This is a genomic window from Gaetbulibacter sp. S0825 (assembly GCF_011777505.1).
Taxonomy (GTDB): Bacteria; Bacteroidota; Bacteroidia; order Flavobacteriales; family Flavobacteriaceae; genus Pontimicrobium.
Window position 1 is genome coordinate 582,642 of sequence record NZ_JAATJT010000001.1, and the last position, 18,296, is coordinate 600,937.

At 33.9% G+C, this 18,296-nt stretch carries 19 protein-coding genes; 7 read left to right on the top strand and 12 right to left on the bottom strand.

Going from position 1 to position 18,296, the window contains the following annotated elements:
* Window position 1: 1 nt before the first annotated feature.
* Genes HB672_RS02745 through HB672_RS02760 form a run of 4 tightly spaced genes read right to left on the bottom strand, consistent with a single transcriptional unit; the run spans window position 2 to window position 3,736 of the window.
* A complete protein-coding gene (locus HB672_RS02745) occupies window positions 2-1,723 on the bottom strand; it encodes a M28 family peptidase (protein ID WP_167607306.1) in 1,722 nt (573 codons plus the stop codon).
* Between the two features lie 34 nt (window positions 1,724-1,757).
* Window positions 1,758-2,330, bottom strand: a complete 573-nt coding sequence (locus tag HB672_RS02750; RefSeq protein WP_167607309.1) for a uracil-DNA glycosylase family protein — start codon at window positions 2,328-2,330, stop codon at window positions 1,758-1,760.
* Entirely contained in the window at window positions 2,330-3,001 is a 672-nt protein-coding gene (rsmI, locus tag HB672_RS02755; RefSeq protein WP_167607312.1) for a 16S rRNA (cytidine(1402)-2'-O)-methyltransferase, read from the bottom strand. Before rsmI ends, HB672_RS02750 begins: the two co-directional genes overlap by 1 nt.
* On the bottom strand, window positions 3,002-3,736 hold the full coding sequence (locus HB672_RS02760) for a hypothetical protein (protein WP_167607315.1): 735 nt from the start codon (window positions 3,734-3,736) through the stop codon (window positions 3,002-3,004).
* Between the two features lie 101 nt (window positions 3,737-3,837).
* On the opposite strand from HB672_RS02760, the gene HB672_RS02765 reads away from it, so the two are divergent.
* From HB672_RS02765 to HB672_RS02795, 7 genes are all read left to right on the top strand, one after another.
* Window positions 3,838-4,485, top strand: a complete 648-nt coding sequence (locus tag HB672_RS02765; protein ID WP_167607318.1) for a thymidine kinase — start codon at window positions 3,838-3,840, stop codon at window positions 4,483-4,485.
* Window positions 4,478-5,584 carry an alanine racemase gene (gene alr, locus HB672_RS02770; protein ID WP_167607321.1) on the top strand — a complete coding sequence of 369 codons (1,107 nt, stop codon included), beginning with the start codon at window positions 4,478-4,480 and terminating at the stop codon, window positions 5,582-5,584. Before HB672_RS02765 ends, alr begins: the two co-directional genes overlap by 8 nt.
* Before the next feature lie 70 nt (window positions 5,585-5,654).
* On the top strand, window positions 5,655-6,056 hold the full coding sequence (gene mscL, locus HB672_RS02775) for a large conductance mechanosensitive channel protein MscL (RefSeq protein ID WP_167607324.1): 402 nt from the start codon (window positions 5,655-5,657) through the stop codon (window positions 6,054-6,056).
* Between the two features lie 118 nt (window positions 6,057-6,174).
* Window positions 6,175-7,164, top strand: coding sequence for an aspartate-semialdehyde dehydrogenase (locus HB672_RS02780; protein ID WP_167607329.1), 990 nt, complete (start codon window positions 6,175-6,177; stop codon window positions 7,162-7,164).
* Window positions 7,165-7,291: 127 nt separating this feature from the next.
* Window positions 7,292-8,386, top strand: a complete 1,095-nt coding sequence (locus tag HB672_RS02785) for a hypothetical protein (protein ID WP_167607332.1) — start codon at window positions 7,292-7,294, stop codon at window positions 8,384-8,386.
* A gap of 23 nt (window positions 8,387-8,409) precedes the next feature.
* Window positions 8,410-10,470, top strand: coding sequence for an FG-GAP-like repeat-containing protein (locus tag HB672_RS02790; protein WP_167607338.1), 2,061 nt, complete (start codon window positions 8,410-8,412; stop codon window positions 10,468-10,470).
* Window positions 10,471-10,550: 80 nt separating this feature from the next.
* The gene (locus HB672_RS02795; RefSeq protein ID WP_167607341.1) at window positions 10,551-11,468 is read left to right on the top strand and encodes an ABC transporter ATP-binding protein; all 918 of its coding nucleotides are present in this window, start codon (window positions 10,551-10,553) and stop codon (window positions 11,466-11,468) included.
* Here HB672_RS02795 and HB672_RS02800 read toward each other — a convergent pair whose 3' ends face one another.
* From HB672_RS02800 to pdxA, 8 genes are all read right to left on the bottom strand, one after another.
* Window positions 11,469-11,918 (bottom strand): 3-oxoacyl-ACP synthase, encoded by a 450-nt coding sequence (locus HB672_RS02800; RefSeq protein WP_167607344.1) that lies wholly within the window; start codon window positions 11,916-11,918, stop codon window positions 11,469-11,471.
* The gene (locus HB672_RS02805; RefSeq protein WP_167607347.1) at window positions 11,915-13,057 is read right to left on the bottom strand and encodes a saccharopine dehydrogenase C-terminal domain-containing protein; all 1,143 of its coding nucleotides are present in this window, start codon (window positions 13,055-13,057) and stop codon (window positions 11,915-11,917) included. Before HB672_RS02805 ends, HB672_RS02800 begins: the two co-directional genes overlap by 4 nt.
* Window positions 13,058-13,247: 190 nt before the next feature.
* Complete coding sequence (gene accC, locus HB672_RS02810) at window positions 13,248-14,600, bottom strand: acetyl-CoA carboxylase biotin carboxylase subunit (protein ID WP_167607353.1); 1,353 nt, start codon at window positions 14,598-14,600, stop codon at window positions 13,248-13,250.
* A 97-nt stretch (window positions 14,601-14,697) separates the two neighbouring features.
* Window positions 14,698-15,174 (bottom strand): acetyl-CoA carboxylase biotin carboxyl carrier protein, encoded by a 477-nt coding sequence (gene accB, locus HB672_RS02815; RefSeq protein WP_167607357.1) that lies wholly within the window; start codon window positions 15,172-15,174, stop codon window positions 14,698-14,700.
* 28 nt (window positions 15,175-15,202) lie between these two features.
* Window positions 15,203-16,198, bottom strand: coding sequence for a beta-ketoacyl-ACP synthase III (locus HB672_RS02820; RefSeq protein WP_167607362.1), 996 nt, complete (start codon window positions 16,196-16,198; stop codon window positions 15,203-15,205).
* A 180-nt stretch (window positions 16,199-16,378) separates the two neighbouring features.
* Window positions 16,379-16,579 (bottom strand): 50S ribosomal protein L32, encoded by a 201-nt coding sequence (rpmF, locus tag HB672_RS02825; protein WP_167607365.1) that lies wholly within the window; start codon window positions 16,577-16,579, stop codon window positions 16,379-16,381.
* Window positions 16,580-16,587: 8 nt separating this feature from the next.
* Window positions 16,588-17,127 (bottom strand): DUF177 domain-containing protein, encoded by a 540-nt coding sequence (locus HB672_RS02830; protein WP_167607368.1) that lies wholly within the window; start codon window positions 17,125-17,127, stop codon window positions 16,588-16,590.
* A gap of 73 nt (window positions 17,128-17,200) precedes the next feature.
* Window positions 17,201-18,247 (bottom strand): 4-hydroxythreonine-4-phosphate dehydrogenase PdxA, encoded by a 1,047-nt coding sequence (gene pdxA, locus HB672_RS02835; protein WP_167607371.1) that lies wholly within the window; start codon window positions 18,245-18,247, stop codon window positions 17,201-17,203.
* Window positions 18,248-18,296 lie beyond the last annotated feature (49 nt).

Below are 18,296 nucleotides of genomic sequence, written 5' to 3' on the forward strand. Positions count from 1 at the left end.
TTTATATAGTTTCTAAAGCTTCTAAAACACTCTTCGCTTTATCACTAATAGCTTTTTGAGTCGCTTCAATGTTAGATTTAATTTGGCTTTCATCATTTACCATATCACTTGTGGTACTTGCTGCTTTTATATACCAATTTTTCCAGGTGTTAATAATTTCGATTTGCTCTTCTAGAGTGTCTCCATTTTCAATAGCTAACTCGCTTTGTTTTTGCTCTTCTTCTAAACGGCTCATTGCTGCTTGTTCTATGCTTTCTAAAACTCGTTTTGCAGTAGTTTCATCTGAATTTACCAACTCAATGGCAGATACTAAAGCACCAGTTGCAACATTCTTTAAAGTAGTTTTAGAAACCTTGTCGATTCTGTCGTTATCTGTGTGGTAAAACTGGTCGGTGAAATGCCAAAACAACACACTTGGAATATTACCTCGTAAAAATGGTACGTGGTCACTTCCACCTTCATAAGGATTAGTATTCACGATCCAGTTAGCACGTCTTCCTTGTTCTTTAAATTTTTCGATTACAAAATCGTTTAAATAATGAGGCGTCATGTCTTCAACTTTTAACGGTCGTCCTCCCCATTCTGTATGTTTATCATTTCCTCGTGTCCAAATAGCACTTGGGTCTGGCATTTTTTCAATTAAAAAGGAGCCTCCAGTTTTTTCAGTATCTTCACCAACCATATCCAGAGATATTCCCCATTTTATATCTTTAGCTCTTATACTATCTTCCTCAACATATCTCCTTGTGGATACAATTTCATCTCCCCAAAGAAAGGTTAATGTTCTTCTTGGTAAGAATCTCCCATCTTTAAATAATTTAGCTGCAACAGAAGCCATTTCCAATGTAGCTCCAACACCTGAAGCATTGTCATTAGCTCCTGGTTCTTGTATATGAGCGCTAAAAGCCAAACGTTCTTTAGGCAATTCTCTACCCTTAATATCTGCGACAATTGTTAATTCTTCCGATGGATATATGTTGGTTTCAACTTTTACATTTAAGGTGGTTTTTCCTTTAGATAAGCTATTTTTTAATCGCTCCTTAGCCTCAAAAGACATAGCAATTCCCCAAGCTTTACTTACAGAGTCTAATGGAATGGAGCGAAACTGGATAGATGTTGTGTTTTTTTCTGGTTGTAAATAGTCTGGATTATTATAGGTAATGATACCAACTGCGCCTCCTTCGGTAACTGCAGTTTTAAATATTCGCCCTGGATGAGTTTCAGCAAACACAATTTTTCCTTTTACATCTGTTTCTCCTAGCTTTTTTATGTCTTCTATATAAACTACCTCAGCTGTATCGCCTTCTTCGGCTGTGCTATAGGAGTTTAAAGCAATCATATTTCGGTTAGTATCATGAGTAAGCAGTGGGTTTTCCTCTCCATTGATGGTTACCGTGGCATCAACCGATTCCCACGTTGGTCTTTTTAATGGCCTTGTTTCAATTCTGTAAGTTAAAAAGTCATCTTCAATAGCATTTTCTTCTAAAACATAACCGTCTTTTTCGAGCTGTTCGGCAATTCTGTAAACACTTTTATTAAATCCCGTATTCCCAACAACACGCCAATATTTTTCTACAAATGCAGTAGTTTCATAGGCTAAATCTCCTGTAAGCTCTTGATTTACAATATCAAAATATTCTTGAGTAGTTATTTCGTTGGTCTTTTTACATGAAAAAAAGATGATTGTAAATGCTGTTAATAGGTAAATGAATTTTTTAGACATAATCGTGAAGTGTTTAGACTATAATATTACAACTTTATGAGATAATTTTAGCAACTTTATTTTTTAGTATTGGAACAACCTCAGCTTCAAACCAAGGGTTTTTAGTTAACCAAAATCGATTTCTAGGTGATGGGTGAGGCAGTACAAAATGCTGAGGTAAATATTTTGAATAGTTAGCAACCGTTTCGGTAAGTGTCTTTTTAGCTGAATCTTTTAAATAATACTTTTGAGCGTACATCCCGATTAAAATAACAAGTTTAAGGTTTGGCATTAAATTAAATAATGAATCATGCCATTGTGGTGCACATTCTGGTCTAGGTGGCAAATCGCCTGTTTTTCCTTTTCCGGGATAACAAAACCCCATAGGAATTATGGCAAATTTTGTTTCGTCATAAAAATCTTCATCCGATACATCTAGCCACTTTCTAAGTTGCTTTCCACTAGCATCATCCCAAGGAATCCCAGAATTATGAACTTTTGTTCCAGGTGCTTGACCAATAATTACGATTTTTGAATCTGGATGTGCTGATACTACAGGTCTTGGACCTAATTGTAAATGCTTGGAACAAATAGTACATTGACTGATATTATGAAGTAATTCTTGCATTATTTAAGTCCTGCGACAACAATCACAATTTCACCTTTAGGTGGTTTATTTGTATAGTGTTCAAGTACTTCTTTAGCTATTCCTCTAATTGTTTCTTCATAGAGTTTAGTCAATTCTCTAGATACAGAGAGCTGTCTGTCTTCACCAAAATACTCACAAAAATGAGTCAAGGTTTTAATAAGTTTGTGAGGAGATTCATAAAAAATCATGGTTCTGGTTTCTTCAGCTAGTAGTTTCAATCTTGTTTGACGTCCCTTTTTTACTGGCAGAAATCCTTCAAACACAAATTTATCATTTGGTAATCCTGAATTCACCAAAGCTGGAACAAATGCCGTTGCTCCTGGCAAACAGTCTACTTCAATATTATTTTCAATACACGCTCTTGCGAGCAAAAATCCAGGGTCAGATATTGCTGGTGTTCCTGCATCGCTAATTAAAGCAATAGTCATTCCTGAATTTAGTTTTTGAATAATCGCCTCAACCGTTTTATGCTCGTTATGCATGTGGTGAGACTGAGAAGGCGTATTAATGTCGAAATGTTTTAAGAGTTTCCCAGAAGTTCTCGTGTCTTCTGCTAAAATTAAATCGACTTCTTTTAAAACCTCAATAGCCCTTAAAGTGATATCTTTTAAATTTCCTATTGGTGTTGGAACAATATACAGTTTGCTCATTTACTCAAACTTACTTTGAATAACTCCCATGAAGCGCTCTTCAAACTCTTCTTTACCTTCCCAATGGTTATAGTCGGGTTTAACAATGTTATGTATTAACGTATTGGCCTCCTCAAAAGTTTGAGAGGTATTAATTTGAGATATAACGCGTTCAAAATCTTCATTATTACCATCAAATAAGTGCTTTATAAAGGCTATTTTATCGTTTAACCCAAAAGTCAAAGCTTTTCCTTTTAAAGCATCATTTAATGTTTTTTTAGTATCTTCTTTTGCCTTAGTTTTTGTTTCCGTAACAGCTTCAAAAACTGGCATATCTTTAAATCCTGCTGTCAATTCTTCAAAGTCGTTTTCAGGAGGTATTACCGTTTTTAAAAACTCATCTACTTCTTGTGTTTCTTGTGGCATTTGAGCAACGATATCCTTAATTTTTTCGATTGCTGGCTCCATGATACCATCATCTTCTATCTCATCCAGATTAACATATATTCTGTCTTCTACTTCAATATTATCACTTACCGTGTTGTTGAACGCTTGGTCCAACATTCCAAAGAAAGATGAATCACTACCAATTGTTGGTATATCATCTTCAAAATTTTCGTGAGCAAATTTTAAAACAGTAAGCTTTTCATACAACGCTGAAACTTCTGCATGCATTTTTAAAACATCTTCTTTTCCTTTTAGTTTAAGAATTCTATGCGCTATACTGATTAAGTCTGATTCTAGCTTCTTCTTCATAACTTTTAAATTTAATGCGCTTTTGGTTTTTGATTTTTAATAAATTTACGCCACCTTTATACAAACGAATATTTGCATTATTTTAGTGTTAAAATTACAAAATGTTTCTTGAAAATACAGTAAATCATAAAGAACAATTTGGTTGGATTGAAGTTATTTGTGGCTCAATGTTCTCTGGAAAAACAGAAGAATTGATTCGCAGACTTAAACGTGCGCAATTTGCAAGGCAAAAAGTAGAAATTTTTAAACCTACTGTTGACGTACGTTATGATGAAGACAAAGTGGTGTCACATGATGCTAATGAAATTCGTTCTACTCCTGTTCCAGCAGCTGCTAACATCCCTATTTTAGCAGATGGTTGTGATGTGGTTGGGATTGATGAAGCTCAGTTTTTTGATGATGAAATTGTAAGAGTCTGTAATGATTTGGCCAACAAAGGTATTCGTGTAATAGTTGCTGGTTTAGATATGGATTTTAAAGGAAATCCTTTTGGGCCAATGCCAAATTTAATGGCAACAGCAGAGTATGTCACTAAGGTTCATGCGGTTTGTACTAGAACAGGAAACTTAGCGCAATACAGCTATAGAAAAGCCAAAAGTGATGATTTAGTTTTGTTAGGCGAGGTTGATGAGTATGAGCCTTTAAGTAGAGCAGCATTTTACAAAGCTATGTTACGAGACAAGGTGCGAAACATAAAAGTTAATGATGCCGAAGAAGTTTCTACTAAACTAAAAACAGGTAATGGCTAAAGCTGAGGAAACAGTTCTTGAAATAGACCTCAATGCGCTTACGCATAATTTTGAATACCTCAAATCAAAACTTAAAAAAAACACTAAGTTTTTAGCAGTCGTAAAAGCGTTTGCTTATGGTAGTGATGCGGAACAAGTCGCACTTCATCTACAACAATTAAACGTCGATTATTTTGCCGTAGCTTACACCTCAGAAGGTGTTGCACTTCGTAATGCAGGTATAACAAAGCCTATTTTGGTTTTGCATCCACAGCCTATAAATTTTAAAGCAATTATTGACCACTGCTTGGAGCCAAGTTTGTACAGTGCTCGTGTTTTAAAAAGTTTTATTTCTTGCGCAGAAAAAGAAAATCAATCAAGCTACCCTGTACATATTAAATTCAATACAGGCTTAAATAGACTTGGGTTTTGGGAAAATGATGTTGACTATATAGTTTCTCAGTTAAAAAATAATAGCTCAATAAAAATAGTGTCTGTTTTTTCTCATCTTGCTGCTAGTGAAGATTTAAGTGAAAAAGAATTTACAAAATCGCAAATATCTAGTTTCAAAAATACTTCAAAAAAATTAATTGATTCTTTAAACTACAAACCCATTCTCCATCTTTGTAATACGTCAGGTGTTTTAAATTATCCCAAAGCACATCTAGATATGGTAAGATGTGGCATTGGACTATGTGGTTTTGGTAATTCAGCAAGCGAGAATAAAAACCTTAAGCCAATAGCTACTTTAAAATCTGTTATTTCTCAAATACACCTCATAGAAAAAGGAGAATCCGTTGGCTACAATAGAGCTTTTAAAAGCACTGCTTTTAAAAAAACTGCAACCATCCCAATTGGTCATGCTGATGGTGTTGGTAGGCACTTTGGAAATGGTAAAGGATTTGTGTTTATCAATAAAGAAAAAGCCAATATTATTGGGAATGTTTGTATGGACATGATTATGGTTGATATTACACATATCGACTGCAATGAAGGAGACGAAGTAATTATCTTTGACAACCAACATACGGCAGAAAATTTAGCAGAATCTGCTAATACTATCTCTTATGAGTTAATCACCTCTATTTCAAGACGCATTAAGCGAAAAATTATAAAATGATTTTAAGATTATTTTAACATTTAATTTTTTTCGTATTTTAGTCAAGAATTAACTAAAACATTAAACTATTATGCTTAAAGAATTTAAAGAGTTTGCCATGAAAGGCAATTTAGTTGACATTGCTGTTGCCTTTGTGATGGGTGCTGCTTTCAACAATGTTGTAAAGTCATTTACAGGTGGAATTGTTTCGCCTTTAATTGGTTTAATTTTCGATACAGATTTTAAAGCTTTAAAATATGTAGTGAAGGAAGGAACAGCGAATGATGCAGGTGAAATTGTAGGTGAAGTGGCTGTACTGTATGGTGATTTTATTACTAACTTACTAGACTTTATTATTGTGGCATTTGTAATGTTCATGTTAATTAAAGGCATTAATAGTATGAAGAAAAAAGAAGAGCCTGCTCCTGAAGCTCCTGCTGGACCATCAGACAATGACTTATTGGCTGAGATTCGTGACTTGTTAAAGAAATAACATTTAATACAAACTTGTTAAAAAGGGTTGATATCAAAAAATCAACCCTTTTTTGTTGGTTTATTTTTACTTCAAAAATGAATTAATGCATACTTTTGCTTTTTAATCTATCAATTATATGAAAGTAGCTGTTGTTGGCGCAACTGGAATGGTTGGCAATGTTATATTAAAAGTTCTAGAAGAACGTAATTTTCCTGTTTCTGAATTAATCCCTGTTGCTTCAGAAAGAAGTGTGGGCAAAACTATTGAGTTTAAAGGGAATTCCTATAAAATAGTTGGGCTTAATGCCGCGGTTTCTATGAAACCGAATATAGCTCTATTTTCTGCTGGTGGAGATACTTCTTTAGAGTGGGCTCCAAAATTTGCTGAAGTTGGCACCACAGTGATTGACAATTCTTCTGCTTTTAGAATGGATTTAGATAAAAAATTAGTGGTTCCAGAAATTAATGCTCAAGCACTTACAAAGCAGGATAAAATTATTGCAAATCCAAACTGTTCCACCATTCAATTGGTTCTAGCCTTAGCCCCATTACACAAAAAGTATAAAATGAAACGTGTAGTTGTGTCTACCTATCAATCCGTTTCTGGAACAGGTGCAAAAGCAGTACAGCAGCTTGAAAATGAAATTAATGGTATAGAAGGCGACATGGCTTATCCTTATCCAATTGGAAGAAATGCTTTGCCTCATTGCGATGTTTTTCTTGAAAATGGCTACACAAAAGAGGAAATGAAATTGGCCAGAGAACCCCAAAAAATATTAGATGACAGAACTTTCTCTGTGACTGCCACCGCTGTAAGAATTCCAACAGCTGGAGGACATTCTGAGTCGGTAAATGTACAATTTGAAAACGATTTCAACTTACAAGATATACGTGAAATACTATCTAATACTGAAGGCATCATTGTACAAGATAACCCAAGTACAAATACCTATCCAATGCCAATTTTAGCACATGGAAAAGATGATGTTTTTGTGGGCAGAATTAGAAGAGACGAAACACAGCCAAACACATTAAACATGTGGATTGTTTCAGATAATTTACGTAAAGGTGCAGCAACTAATGCTGTTCAAATCGCCGAATACTTAAACACAAACAAACTATTTTAGTTGAATCCCTGTCGTTTATAGAAAAAATCTGCCTTTAAACATATCATATGGAAATTTTGGCATTATAACTAATTAATTACTAGCAGGCTCTCATTTTAAGTAAATTAGCTTTCCAAATTTTCTATAAATGACAAAAAATTACTCCTGTTTATTAGGGCTTTTGCTATTTGTATTTTCTTGTACATCGTGTTCCGAAGACGACAACTATGTACAAGTTAAACCTACGCCAACATCTCCGGTTTCTCTCAACCTAGAGAGCATACCTTATCCTACACTTTCAGAATACAATTTTTTTGAAGGTGAAATGTCTGATTTAAAACCTGTTTATGGGGTTTTACCATACAAAATTACAAGCGGATTATTTATCGACTATGCTAAAGCGCAAACATTTGTATGGATGCCAAAAGGCTCTAAAGCAAATTATGTTAATGACCATAGTGTGTTAGATTTTCCAGATGGTGCGGTTTTAATAACCAATCATTACTTTGAAAATGTCTTGCCTAAGAAAAATAGAAAAATGATTGAAACACGCCTTATAATAAAAAAAGAAGGCGAATGGGTATTGGTTAATTATAAATGGAATGATGATCAATCTGAAGCGGTTTACACAACCGAAGGCAGTTTTGTCAACGTTAAGATTGAAGACAATAATGAAACAAAAGCTGTCAATTATAAAATACCTTCATATAACGAGTGTTTTACTTGCCATAATAAATATGATGAAATATTGCCAATAGGTCCAAAACCACAAAACATAAATGAAGATTTTTCTTTTAAGGATGGCATTAAGAATCAATTAAAGAAATGGGCTGAATTTGGGTATTTAAACACCTCAAACATTCCTTCTGAAATTGTTTCAGTAGTCGATTGGTCAGATATTTCACAGCCATTAGATTTAAGAGTTAGGTCTTATTTAGATATTAATTGTGCACACTGTCATTCAGACAAAGGTTATTGCGAATATGCGCCAATGAGATTTTCTTTTAAAGACACAGATGATTTTAAAAACATAGGAGTTGGTGTTGAACATAATTTTGAGCTTGAAGAAGGCTTGTCACACATTGTGGCTCCAGGGAAATCAGAAGAATCAGCTTTACTGTTTAGGCTTAAATCAACCTTAGATGAATATAAAATGCCAATTATGGGGCGAAACCTTCAGCATAAAGAAGGTGTTAAACTTATAGAGCAATGGATTAACTCATTAGAAAACAAAATTGAATAAAATATTATAATATCCCAATCATTATGAAAACAAAATTACTTTTTTTAATCATTTGCTTAGCGCCTTTCGCTATTAAGGCACAAAGTAGCTCTGATACTTGTTCGGCAGCTGATAGTGCAACACATATAACAAGTGGCGGAACATATTCTATAACTTCATTTAATGGAACCGCGCCAGTTGCTGGTTGTTCTTCCGGTAGTACTGCAGACAATGGAGAGTGGTTTGCATACACACCTGTTAATGATTACCAGGTTGTAATTTCTTCGGATATTAGTGGAAATAACGGTAAAGATACTAAGCTACAGGTTTATGATGGAAGCTGTGCGTCTTTAAATTGTTTGGCAAATAGTGATGATGATGGCGAAGATGTTTACAGTCGTTTATCTGTGGTTCAATTTAATGTTGAAGCAAATAAAACATATTATATTGCCTGGGATAACAGATGGGATTCTTCTGCTTTCGATTTTATATTAACCGAAACAGTACAACAACCTATAAGTTTTACTGAAGACCCAAGGAATGGTGGTGGTACCGTAAGAGGTGCTGTAGATATGAACAATGACGGTTTAGACGACATAGTCTCTATCGTTGCTAAAAATGTAAACGACAGTAATGTTTATGATATAAATATCCAAGAACAAACTGGTGGTGGAAGTTTTATTGGCCACGATTATCCTGTATCAGCTCCTTATAGCGCCTCTTGGAGTTTAGCAGCTGGTGACTACAATGGGGATGGCTATACTGATCTTGTTTGGGGGAATGGTTCAGGTGTAAATATTGTTAAGGCTATTAATAGTGGAACTGATTATGCTATTGCCGAAACTCAAAGCGGCATCTTTACACAACGTACAAATTTTGTTGATATTAATGAAGACGGCCGTTTGGATGTTTTTATATGTCATGATATCGCACCAAATATATATTATATGAATGAAACCAGTGGATTAGAATACTATCAAGGAGCTGATCCAAATGGTGTCCCAGAAGGTCTAGGTATTTACCCATCTGGAGGTAATTATGGATCTGTTTGGGTAGATTACGATAATGATGGTGACATCGATATGTTTATGGCAAAATGTGGTGGTGGTGAAGCTAGACGAACAAACCAGTTGTTTAGAAACAATGGTAATGGCTCATATACTGAAGTTGCTGGTGCTGCAAATTTAGCCGATCCAATCCAAACATGGTCTGGAGCGTGGGGTGATTATGATAATGATGGTGACATGGATGTTTTTATTGGTGGTTACAATGGTACTTCACATAAAATGATGCGTAATGATGGGAATGGTACTTTCACCGATATTACTCCAACTACCAATTTAGGTTTCTTTACCTATACAGGTATCGATAATGTTCCAGCAGATTTTAATAACGATGGCTTTATAGACATTCTCTCTAACGGAAACATTCTGGTTAATGATGGGAATCCAATAAATATGTCTTTTACTGCCTATACTTCAGGTGTGCCACCTCAAGGTGCAATTGGCGATTTAGATAATGATGGGTTTTTGGATGTAGTAAGTGGTTCTAAAATATATTATAACAATGGAAGTACTAATAAGTACATTAAAATTAAATTAAATGGGAATGGCCTTAACAAGGCTGGAATTGGAGCTAGAATAGAAATTACTACTAGCTCTGGAATTCAAATACGTGATGTTAGAAGTGGTGAAGGGTTTAGATACATGAATAGTTTAACTACACATTTTGGTCTTGGTGTTGATACAAGTGTTACATCGGTTAAAGTTTACTGGCCTTCAGGTATAGTTGATGTAGTAAATAATCTTAGTGTAAATCAAACAATTACTGTTGCAGAAGGAACCACTTTAGGAACCGAATCAAAAACTTTTGCTCAAGATTTAACATTGTTTCCTAATCCAGCAAAAAGCACACTATATGTAAAAACAAAATATAACTTAAGTGACGCTATTTACACTGTTTTTGATATTTCAGGTAAGCGTGTTTTAAACAGTAAATTTGGCAGAAACAATACGGTGAATGTGTCTTCTTTAAGTACTGGAACTTATTTCCTAAGAGTGATGCAAGATGGACTATCTCATACTCAAAAATTTATTAAAGAATAATACTTTTAATTGAACTTTTATATCAAAGCCATCTATAGTAGATGGCTTTTTTTATACTATTTTTGTTTTCAAACATTTTTATGTTAAGTGTTCAAAACATCTCATTTGGGTATCATAAAGAAAAGGTTTTAAAAAACGTTAGTTTTTCTGCACATACTGGAGAAAATATCTCTATTATTGGCGAAAGTGGTTCTGGAAAAAGCTCATTGTTAAAATTGATTTATGGTGAATATGATTTAAATAAAGGTTCCATTTCATGGCAAGATCAAGCAATTCTTGGTCCAAGCCATAACTTAGTGTTTGGCTACCCTTTTATGAAGTATGTTGCTCAAGAATTCGATTTAATGCCCTATATAACAGTAGAAGAGAATATTGGAAAATTCTTGTCAAATTTTTATCCAGAAGAAAAACAAAAGCGAATCAATACACTTATTGACGTAGTTGAGCTAAAGGAATTTGCTAAAGTTAAAGTACAATATCTAAGTGGTGGGCAAAAACAACGTGTTGCTTTAGCAAGAGCCATTGCTTTAAAGCCTGAAATTATTCTTTTAGATGAGCCTTTTAGTCATATTGATAATTTTAAAAAACAATCTCTAAGACGCAATCTATTCAAGCACTTGAAAGAAAATAATATTACATGTATTGTTGCCACTCATGATAAGAATGATGTGTTACCATTCTCCGATAAAATGATTGTACTTCATAAAGGAGAGCTTATTGCTAAAGGAGCTCCTTTTGAGTTATACAATAATCCTCCATCGCCCTTAGTTGCCTCATTTTTTTGTGAATTCAATACAATAGAGCCTTACGGAATTTTGTATGCACATCAACTAGTAGTTGTTGATTATTCTAAAATCAAGGCTACGGTAAAACAAAGTTATTATAATGGCAATCATTATTTAGTTGAAGCCATTTTAAATGACACAACTATTTTTTTTGAAACACCTCATACACTAGAAATAAACCAAGAAATTTGCTTAAAAATTAATAATAGATAGTTATTCTATTTTTTTAATTTCAATACTATTTCCGTTAAAGTCAATATTATCTCCTTTTGTTTTACCAATAAGCAATTTACCAATAGGTGTATTTGCTGAAATCGCATAAAATGATTCATTATCAATAACTAAGTTTCCTGCACTTATTGCTATAAAATAGTTTGACTGGCTAGTATATACTAAAGACCCAAGTGTAACAACATTTGATTGTTTTCCAAGATTCACTTTCGATAAAACTATTTTTGTTTTATTGATTTCGGCTAATTGCTGGCCTGTTTTTTCTCGTTCAAGTTGTAGCATAGCCCTTCCTGTTTCATGCTTATCACCTGCGCTACTTTTGGTTTCAGAAAGAAGCGCTTTTTGTAGCTCTTCAATTGTTTTTTGTATTGCTTGAAACCTCTCTTCAATTAATGTTTCACATGATTGATACAACTTTTGTTTTAAATTCATTCTAACAGTCTTGACGTTTTTTTATAGACAACACCTCGTTCTTTCAAATAGCTTAAAAAATAATTAAAACAGACTTCATGTTTTCCAACGAGTTCTGGTGGAAAAACACCTTTTTCTATAAACAGTCCTTCCAAGAATAGGTTTGCTGCTGCAGTTGCTGTATATCCTGTAGATCTAGACATTGAAGATGTTTCTGTTTTTGGGCAATACTCATCGTAAAGGTTATATATAACTTCTTCTGTTTTTCCATTATCGTTTTCGCCTTTAACCGTTACGCGCATAACAGTAAGCTCTTCTTCGGTTTCCCCAAGCTTCCATTCGTTAAATAATACTTTACTCGTAAAATCCAGTGGTGTTACTTTATTGCCATTTACTTCAATAGTTTCTTCACTAAAAAAACCGCTTTCTTTAAGTACTTTAATATATTCTACATGACCTGGGTATCGCAGGGTTTTTTCTTTCATATTAGGAATGTGAGGCATGGTATAAATTATCGACCGCAACCCATCTGAATTAAAAGATTCTAGTGTTCCAATATTGTCAAACTCCAAATACTCACAATCGGTTAATGCTTCTCGAGTTATTACTTGGCTATTTTCTACATAACGAGCTGGTCTTGTATACTCTTCTATAACATCGACTGGAGAGAATGGTGCTTTATAGCAAAAAGGCCATTTTTTAATTTTTGGTAAACCACCAACCAAACACTCAAAATCGGTGAGTTTCATTTTTTCATTGTAATATCCAAGAATAACGTTATCCATTCCTGGGGCAACTCCACAATCTACAATAGCAGTTACATTTTTCTCTTTAGCTAAAGTATCTAATTCTAAAGAGTTTTCTGGAAAAAAAGAAATGTCAATTACGTTTTTTTCTGCTTTAATAATTGCTTTAAGAGTTTCATAACCTAAAAAACCGGGAACTGCACAAATCACCAAATCAAAATCTTTAATCATGGATTTTAATGCTTCTTTATTTGTTACATCTAATAATAAGAAGCTAATGTTTTTGTGTTTTTGTTTTACTTTTTCCAAAGTGTGTAAATTAACATCGGTTAAAGTAACCTTATGTCTTTTTGCTAAGTCAATAGCCATTGCGCTGCCAACCATACCAGCACCCAATACAATAATGTTTTTCATGAGAAAATTTTAAAAAAGTTAAAAAAGAAATTAAGAGTTGAAGTAAACGAAAAGGAAGTTAAAGCCCGGGAATTAATACCCAAGGCATTTCATTGGTCTTTAATATTCTTTTTTTTGTCATGAGTTAAATGTACAATTAAAAAAGTACAGCATAAAAAAACTCCGAAAATAATTTTCGAAGTTTTTTTACTTAATCTTTATACTTTTCATCCATTTCGAAATCTTCCATGAATTTAGTAGTATAATTTCCTGCTAAATAATCTGGATGATCCATTAATTGTCTATGGAATGGAATGGTAGTTTTAATGCCTTCAATAATAAATTCATCTAAAGCACGCTTCATTTTATTAATTGCTTCTTCTCGCGTTTGAGCCGTTGTAATTAGTTTGGCTATCATCGAATCGTAATTTGGAGGAATAGAATATCCTGCGTAAACGTGCGTGTCTAAACGTACACCATGACCTCCAGGAGCGTGTAGCGTTGTGATTTTTCCTGGTGAAGGTCTAAAGTCGTTAAAAGGATCTTCAGCATTAATTCTACATTCAATAGAGTGTAAATTTGGCGTATAGTGCTTTCCAGAAATAGGTACGCCTGCAGCGACCAATATTTGTTCACGAATTAAGTCGAAATCAATAACTTGCTCCGTAATTGGGTGTTCCACTTGAATACGCGTATTCATTTCCATGAAGTAGAAATTTCGATGTTTATCAACCAAGAATTCAACAGTTCCTGCACCTTCATATTTAATGTACTCGGCAGCTTTTACTGCTGCTTCTCCCATTTTTTTGCGCAAAGCATTTGTCATAAATGGGGAAGGAACTTCTTCAGTTAGTTTTTGGTGACGTCGTTGAACTGAGCAATCTCTTTCTGATAAATGACAAGCAACTCCACGAGAATCTCCAACAATTTGAATTTCTATATGTCTAGGTTCTTCAATAAGCTTCTCCATATACATATCGTCATTCCCAAAGGCTGCTTTAGATTCTTGTCTGGCAGACTCCCAAGCTTCTTTTAATTTTTCTGGTTTCCAAACGGCACGCATTCCTTTTCCACCACCTCCAGCAGATGCTTTAAGCATAACTGGGTAGCCTGTTTCTTCGGCAAGTTTTTCACACTCTTCAAAATCTTCAATAACACCTTCACTCCCTGGTACGCAAGGTACTCCTGCTGCTTTCATGGTAGCCTTTGCATTAGCTTTGTCTCCCATTCTATCAATCATTTCAGGAGATGCGCCAATGAATTTAATATCATGCTCGCCACAAATTTTAGAGAATTTGGCATTTTCAGATAAGAACCCGTATCCAGGATGAATTGCATCTGCGTTTGTTATTTCTGCAGCAGCAATAATGTTAGACATTTTTAAATAAGACTCACTACTTGGAGCTGGCCCTATACAAACAGCTTCGTCTGCAAATTTCACATGAAGACTTTCGGCATCAGCTGTAGAGTAAACCGCAACTGTTTTAATTCCCATTTCTTTACAGGTTCTAATAACACGTAGTGCTATTTCCCCTCGATTGGCTATTAATATTTTTTTAAACATCTTTTTCGAATTAGATAATTAGACAATTGGATTATTGGATTATTCGATTATTAGTATAACATGCATCTAACAATCAAGGGATCTAATAATCTAAAATTTAAGATGGGTCAACCAAAAATAATGGTTGGTCAAATTCTACTGGAGAAGAATCGTCAACTAGTATTTTTACTATTTTTCCTGAAACTTCAGATTCTATCTCATTGAATAATTTCATTGCCTCAATAATACAAAGCACATCGCCTTCAGCAATAGTTTGCCCTACCTCAACAAATAACGGTTTATCTGGTGATGGTTTTCTATAGAAAGTTCCTATGATTGGTGATTTTATTGTAATATATTTTGAGTTGTCCTCGGTTGTGGCCGCAGGTACAGCATCTTGCGCAGGAGCTGGAGTTGCAGCTGGTGCTGCTGCCTGTGGCATTTGTGTTTGAACTGGAACTTGTTGTACTATTGTGGTTTCAGAATCTGATCCTGTTTTAATGGTGATTTTAATGTCATCCATCTCCAATTTAACCTCACTTGCACCTGATTTGGCGACAAATTTGATTAAGTTTTGAATCTCTTTTAAATCCATAATTTGCTATTTTAATTTAGTTAGTTTGTTAAGAATTATAGGCCCATTTTAAGTAAATTGAACCCCAAGTAAAGCCGCCTCCAAAAGCAGCAAAAATTATATTATCTCCTTTTTTGAGTTGCGATTCATAATCATGTAATAATAACGGAAGCGTTGCCGATGTAGTATTACCATACTTTTCGATATTCATCATTACTTTATTATTGTCTAGCTCTATCCTATTGGCTGTAGCATCAATAATACGTTTGTTAGCTTGATGAGCTGCTAACCAAGCAATATCGTCTTTTGTTAAGTTGTTCCGTTCTAATATTTTTACTGCAACATCGGCCATATTAAATACGGCGTTTTTAAATACCGTCTTCCCATCTTGAAACACGTAATGTTTTCCCTCACTAAAAGCTTCCTGGGTCATAGGGTAAGACGAGCCACCATAAGTAGCTTGTAAAAATTCTCTTCCAGAGCCATCACTTCTTAAGTATTCGTCTTGAAGCCCTAAGTTTTCATCGTTTGGTTCAAATAATACAGCTCCTGCTCCATCTCCGAAAATAATACAAGTAGCTCTATCTTCGTAATTTATAAATGATGAATTCTTATCTGCTCCTATTAAAAGTACATTTTTATACCTCCCTGATTCAATATATTTTGCAGCTGTTGACATTCCAAACAAAAAGCTTGAACACGCCGCTTCTAAATCAAAAGAAAATGCATTTGTTGCGCCAATTTGTGTAGCAGTATAGGCAGCTGTTGATGCGGCTTTCATATCTGGAGTTGCAGTTGCAACAATAACCAGTTCTATGTCTTTTGGATCTATTCCTTTTTTGTTTATTAAGTCTTGTGCGGCTTTAATGGCTAAAAAGGAAGTCCCCTTACCTTCGTCTTTAAGGATTCTACGTTCCTTAATTCCTGTTCTAGTTGTAATCCATTCGTCATTTGTATCAACCATTGTTTCCAATATTTGGTTGGTTAATACATATTCTGGCACGTATGCGCCAACAGCTGTAATTGCTGCTGTGATCTTACTCATAGTTATAGTTTAGTTTTGAACAAAAAAATCACAAAATTGACGTAAAACGTCAAAAAAGTGATGAAAAATACCACTTTTTGAACAAATATGGTGCAAAATAGGTGTTTTTGGCTTCAAAAAAAATTTATCATAAAAAAAACGCTCACAAGTGAGCGCTTAATTATTATGTTGGCATAATGCTTATGCTATATTTTCTTCTTGAGAATTATCTACCAATACTTGACCTCTATAGTAAAGTTTTCCTTCGTGCCAATGAGCTCTGTGGTATAAGTGCGCTTCTCCTGTAGTAGGACACGTAGCAATTTGTGGTACAGTTGCTTTGTAATGTGTTCTTCTTTTATCTCTTCTTGTTTTCGAGATTTTTCTTTTAGGATGTGCCATTTTCTATATTATTTATCCGTTAATAGTTTTTTTAATGTATTCCAACGAGGGTCAATGTCCTCATTTTCTGTTTTTTCTTCTAAGCTTTTAGGGCTTAATTCTTCAAGTTTTTTAAGTATTTCTGAATTTAAAGACCCATCTTTTACGCCTGGGTGAACTCTTTTAAATGGTACTGATAACACAATTAATTCATAAATATACTGCGCAATATTAACTTCATATTCTGAATGAGGTATAATTAAAATTTCCTCGTTTTCATCATTATACTCATCTCCAAACTTGACAACCAAGTTAAAATCATCTTCAATGACTTGGTCGAAGGGTTCGTTTGTTAAATCACAGTTTATATTAACTGTTCCAGACACCATAAAATGCAATTCCAAAAGTGTAGTTTTTTTATTTAAAACAACCTTTACATTGAGATTTGCATCATTAAATTCGTCGTACTCAAAATGGTTAAAGAACTTATTGTCAATTTTATACTCGAAATTGTGTTCTCCTTGTTTTAATCCTATAAATTGAATTATAAACTCTTTCAGTTTCTTCATCTCCACATTTATTTCGAGCGTGCAAATATATAAAATTATATTTACCTATATGCGGTTATAAACATTTTTTTGTTTATATCTTTTGTCTTTGTTTTTTTAATGGATTGCTGTTAATTCTTTCAAACTCTTGGCGGTTTTTAAAAATTTGAATTCCAGCAAATAATGCTTCTTTAAAAGAACTGTTATCTGCTTGCCCTTTTCCTGCAATTTCATAAGCAGTTCCGTGGTCTGGAGAGGTTCTAACACCATTAAGTCCAGCAGTAAAATTTACGCCTTGCCCAAAAGAGAGTGTTTTAAATGGGATGAGTCCTTGGTCGTGATATGCAGCAATTATTGCATCAAAGTTTTTATAGTTGTTAGATCCAAAAAAACTATCGGCTGAATAGGGTCCAAAAACGAGTTTTCCACTTTTACGTATGTCTATTAAAGTTGGCTTTAAAATATCGTCGTCTTCCGTTCCAATTACACCACCATCTCCTGTGTGTGGATTTATACCTAAAATAGCTATCTTGGGTTTTCTAATTCCAAAATCTATTTTTAATGTTTTATTAATGGTTTCTATTTTAGATGTAATTAGTTCTTTGGTTATTTTTGATGATACCTCACTAACTGGAACATGGTCTGTTAAAAGGCCTACTTTTAAGTTTTCAGTAATCATAAACATTAGTCCTTCACCTTCAAGTTCTTGAGATAAATAATCTGTATGTCCAGGGAAACTGAAAGATTCCGATTGGATATTTTGTTTATTTATAGGTGCTGTGACCAAAACATCTATTTTTTTATCTTTTAAATCGTTTGTTGCTGCCTTAAAAGATTTAATAGCATACTCACCTATTTTCAAGTCTTCACTGCCAAAATTAATAGCGATATTTTCCTTCCATACATTTAACACATTTATTTTTCCATGCATAGCTTGTTCTGGCTTATGAATACCATTAAAGTTTATGTTGCTATTAAAATGAGCTTTTAAGAAAGCTATTGTTTTGTTAGATGCATAAATAATGGGGGTGCAAAAATCAAGAATTCTTTCATCCTCAAAAGTTTTAAGAATTATTTCACCACCAATGCCATTAAGATCACCAATAGATATCCCTACTAAAATTTTTTCATCTCTTCTCATTAATAATGATGACTTTGTTTGTAATTTTGATGCTACAAATTTAACTAAA

Bases quoted from the DNA above. Each gene is read 5' to 3' on its own strand.
- HB672_RS02745 (WP_167607306.1), bottom strand. From the start codon at position 1,723: ATGTCTAAAAAATTCATTTACCTATTAACAGCATTTACAATCATCTTT.
- HB672_RS02750 (WP_167607309.1), bottom strand. From the start codon at position 2,330: ATGCAAGAATTACTTCATAATATCAGTCAATGTACTATTTGTTCCAAG.
- rsmI (WP_167607312.1), bottom strand. From the start codon at position 3,001: ATGAGCAAACTGTATATTGTTCCAACACCAATAGGAAATTTAAAAGAT.
- HB672_RS02760 (WP_167607315.1), bottom strand. From the start codon at position 3,736: ATGAAGAAGAAGCTAGAATCAGACTTAATCAGTATAGCGCATAGAATT.
- HB672_RS02765 (WP_167607318.1), top strand. From the start codon at position 3,838: ATGTTTCTTGAAAATACAGTAAATCATAAAGAACAATTTGGTTGGATT.
- alr (WP_167607321.1), top strand. From the start codon at position 4,478: ATGGCTAAAGCTGAGGAAACAGTTCTTGAAATAGACCTCAATGCGCTT.
- mscL (WP_167607324.1), top strand. From the start codon at position 5,655: ATGCTTAAAGAATTTAAAGAGTTTGCCATGAAAGGCAATTTAGTTGAC.
- HB672_RS02780 (WP_167607329.1), top strand. From the start codon at position 6,175: ATGAAAGTAGCTGTTGTTGGCGCAACTGGAATGGTTGGCAATGTTATA.
- HB672_RS02785 (WP_167607332.1), top strand. From the start codon at position 7,292: ATGACAAAAAATTACTCCTGTTTATTAGGGCTTTTGCTATTTGTATTT.
- HB672_RS02790 (WP_167607338.1), top strand. From the start codon at position 8,410: ATGAAAACAAAATTACTTTTTTTAATCATTTGCTTAGCGCCTTTCGCT.
- HB672_RS02795 (WP_167607341.1), top strand. From the start codon at position 10,551: ATGTTAAGTGTTCAAAACATCTCATTTGGGTATCATAAAGAAAAGGTT.
- HB672_RS02800 (WP_167607344.1), bottom strand. From the start codon at position 11,918: ATGAATTTAAAACAAAAGTTGTATCAATCATGTGAAACATTAATTGAA.
- HB672_RS02805 (WP_167607347.1), bottom strand. From the start codon at position 13,057: ATGAAAAACATTATTGTATTGGGTGCTGGTATGGTTGGCAGCGCAATG.
- accC (WP_167607353.1), bottom strand. From the start codon at position 14,600: ATGTTTAAAAAAATATTAATAGCCAATCGAGGGGAAATAGCACTACGT.
- accB (WP_167607357.1), bottom strand. From the start codon at position 15,174: ATGGATTTAAAAGAGATTCAAAACTTAATCAAATTTGTCGCCAAATCA.
- HB672_RS02820 (WP_167607362.1), bottom strand. From the start codon at position 16,198: ATGAGTAAGATCACAGCAGCAATTACAGCTGTTGGCGCATACGTGCCA.
- rpmF (WP_167607365.1), bottom strand. From the start codon at position 16,579: ATGGCACATCCTAAAAGAAAAATCTCGAAAACAAGAAGAGATAAAAGA.
- HB672_RS02830 (WP_167607368.1), bottom strand. From the start codon at position 17,127: ATGAAGAAACTGAAAGAGTTTATAATTCAATTTATAGGATTAAAACAA.
- pdxA (WP_167607371.1), bottom strand. From the start codon at position 18,247: ATGAGAAGAGATGAAAAAATTTTAGTAGGGATATCTATTGGTGATCTT.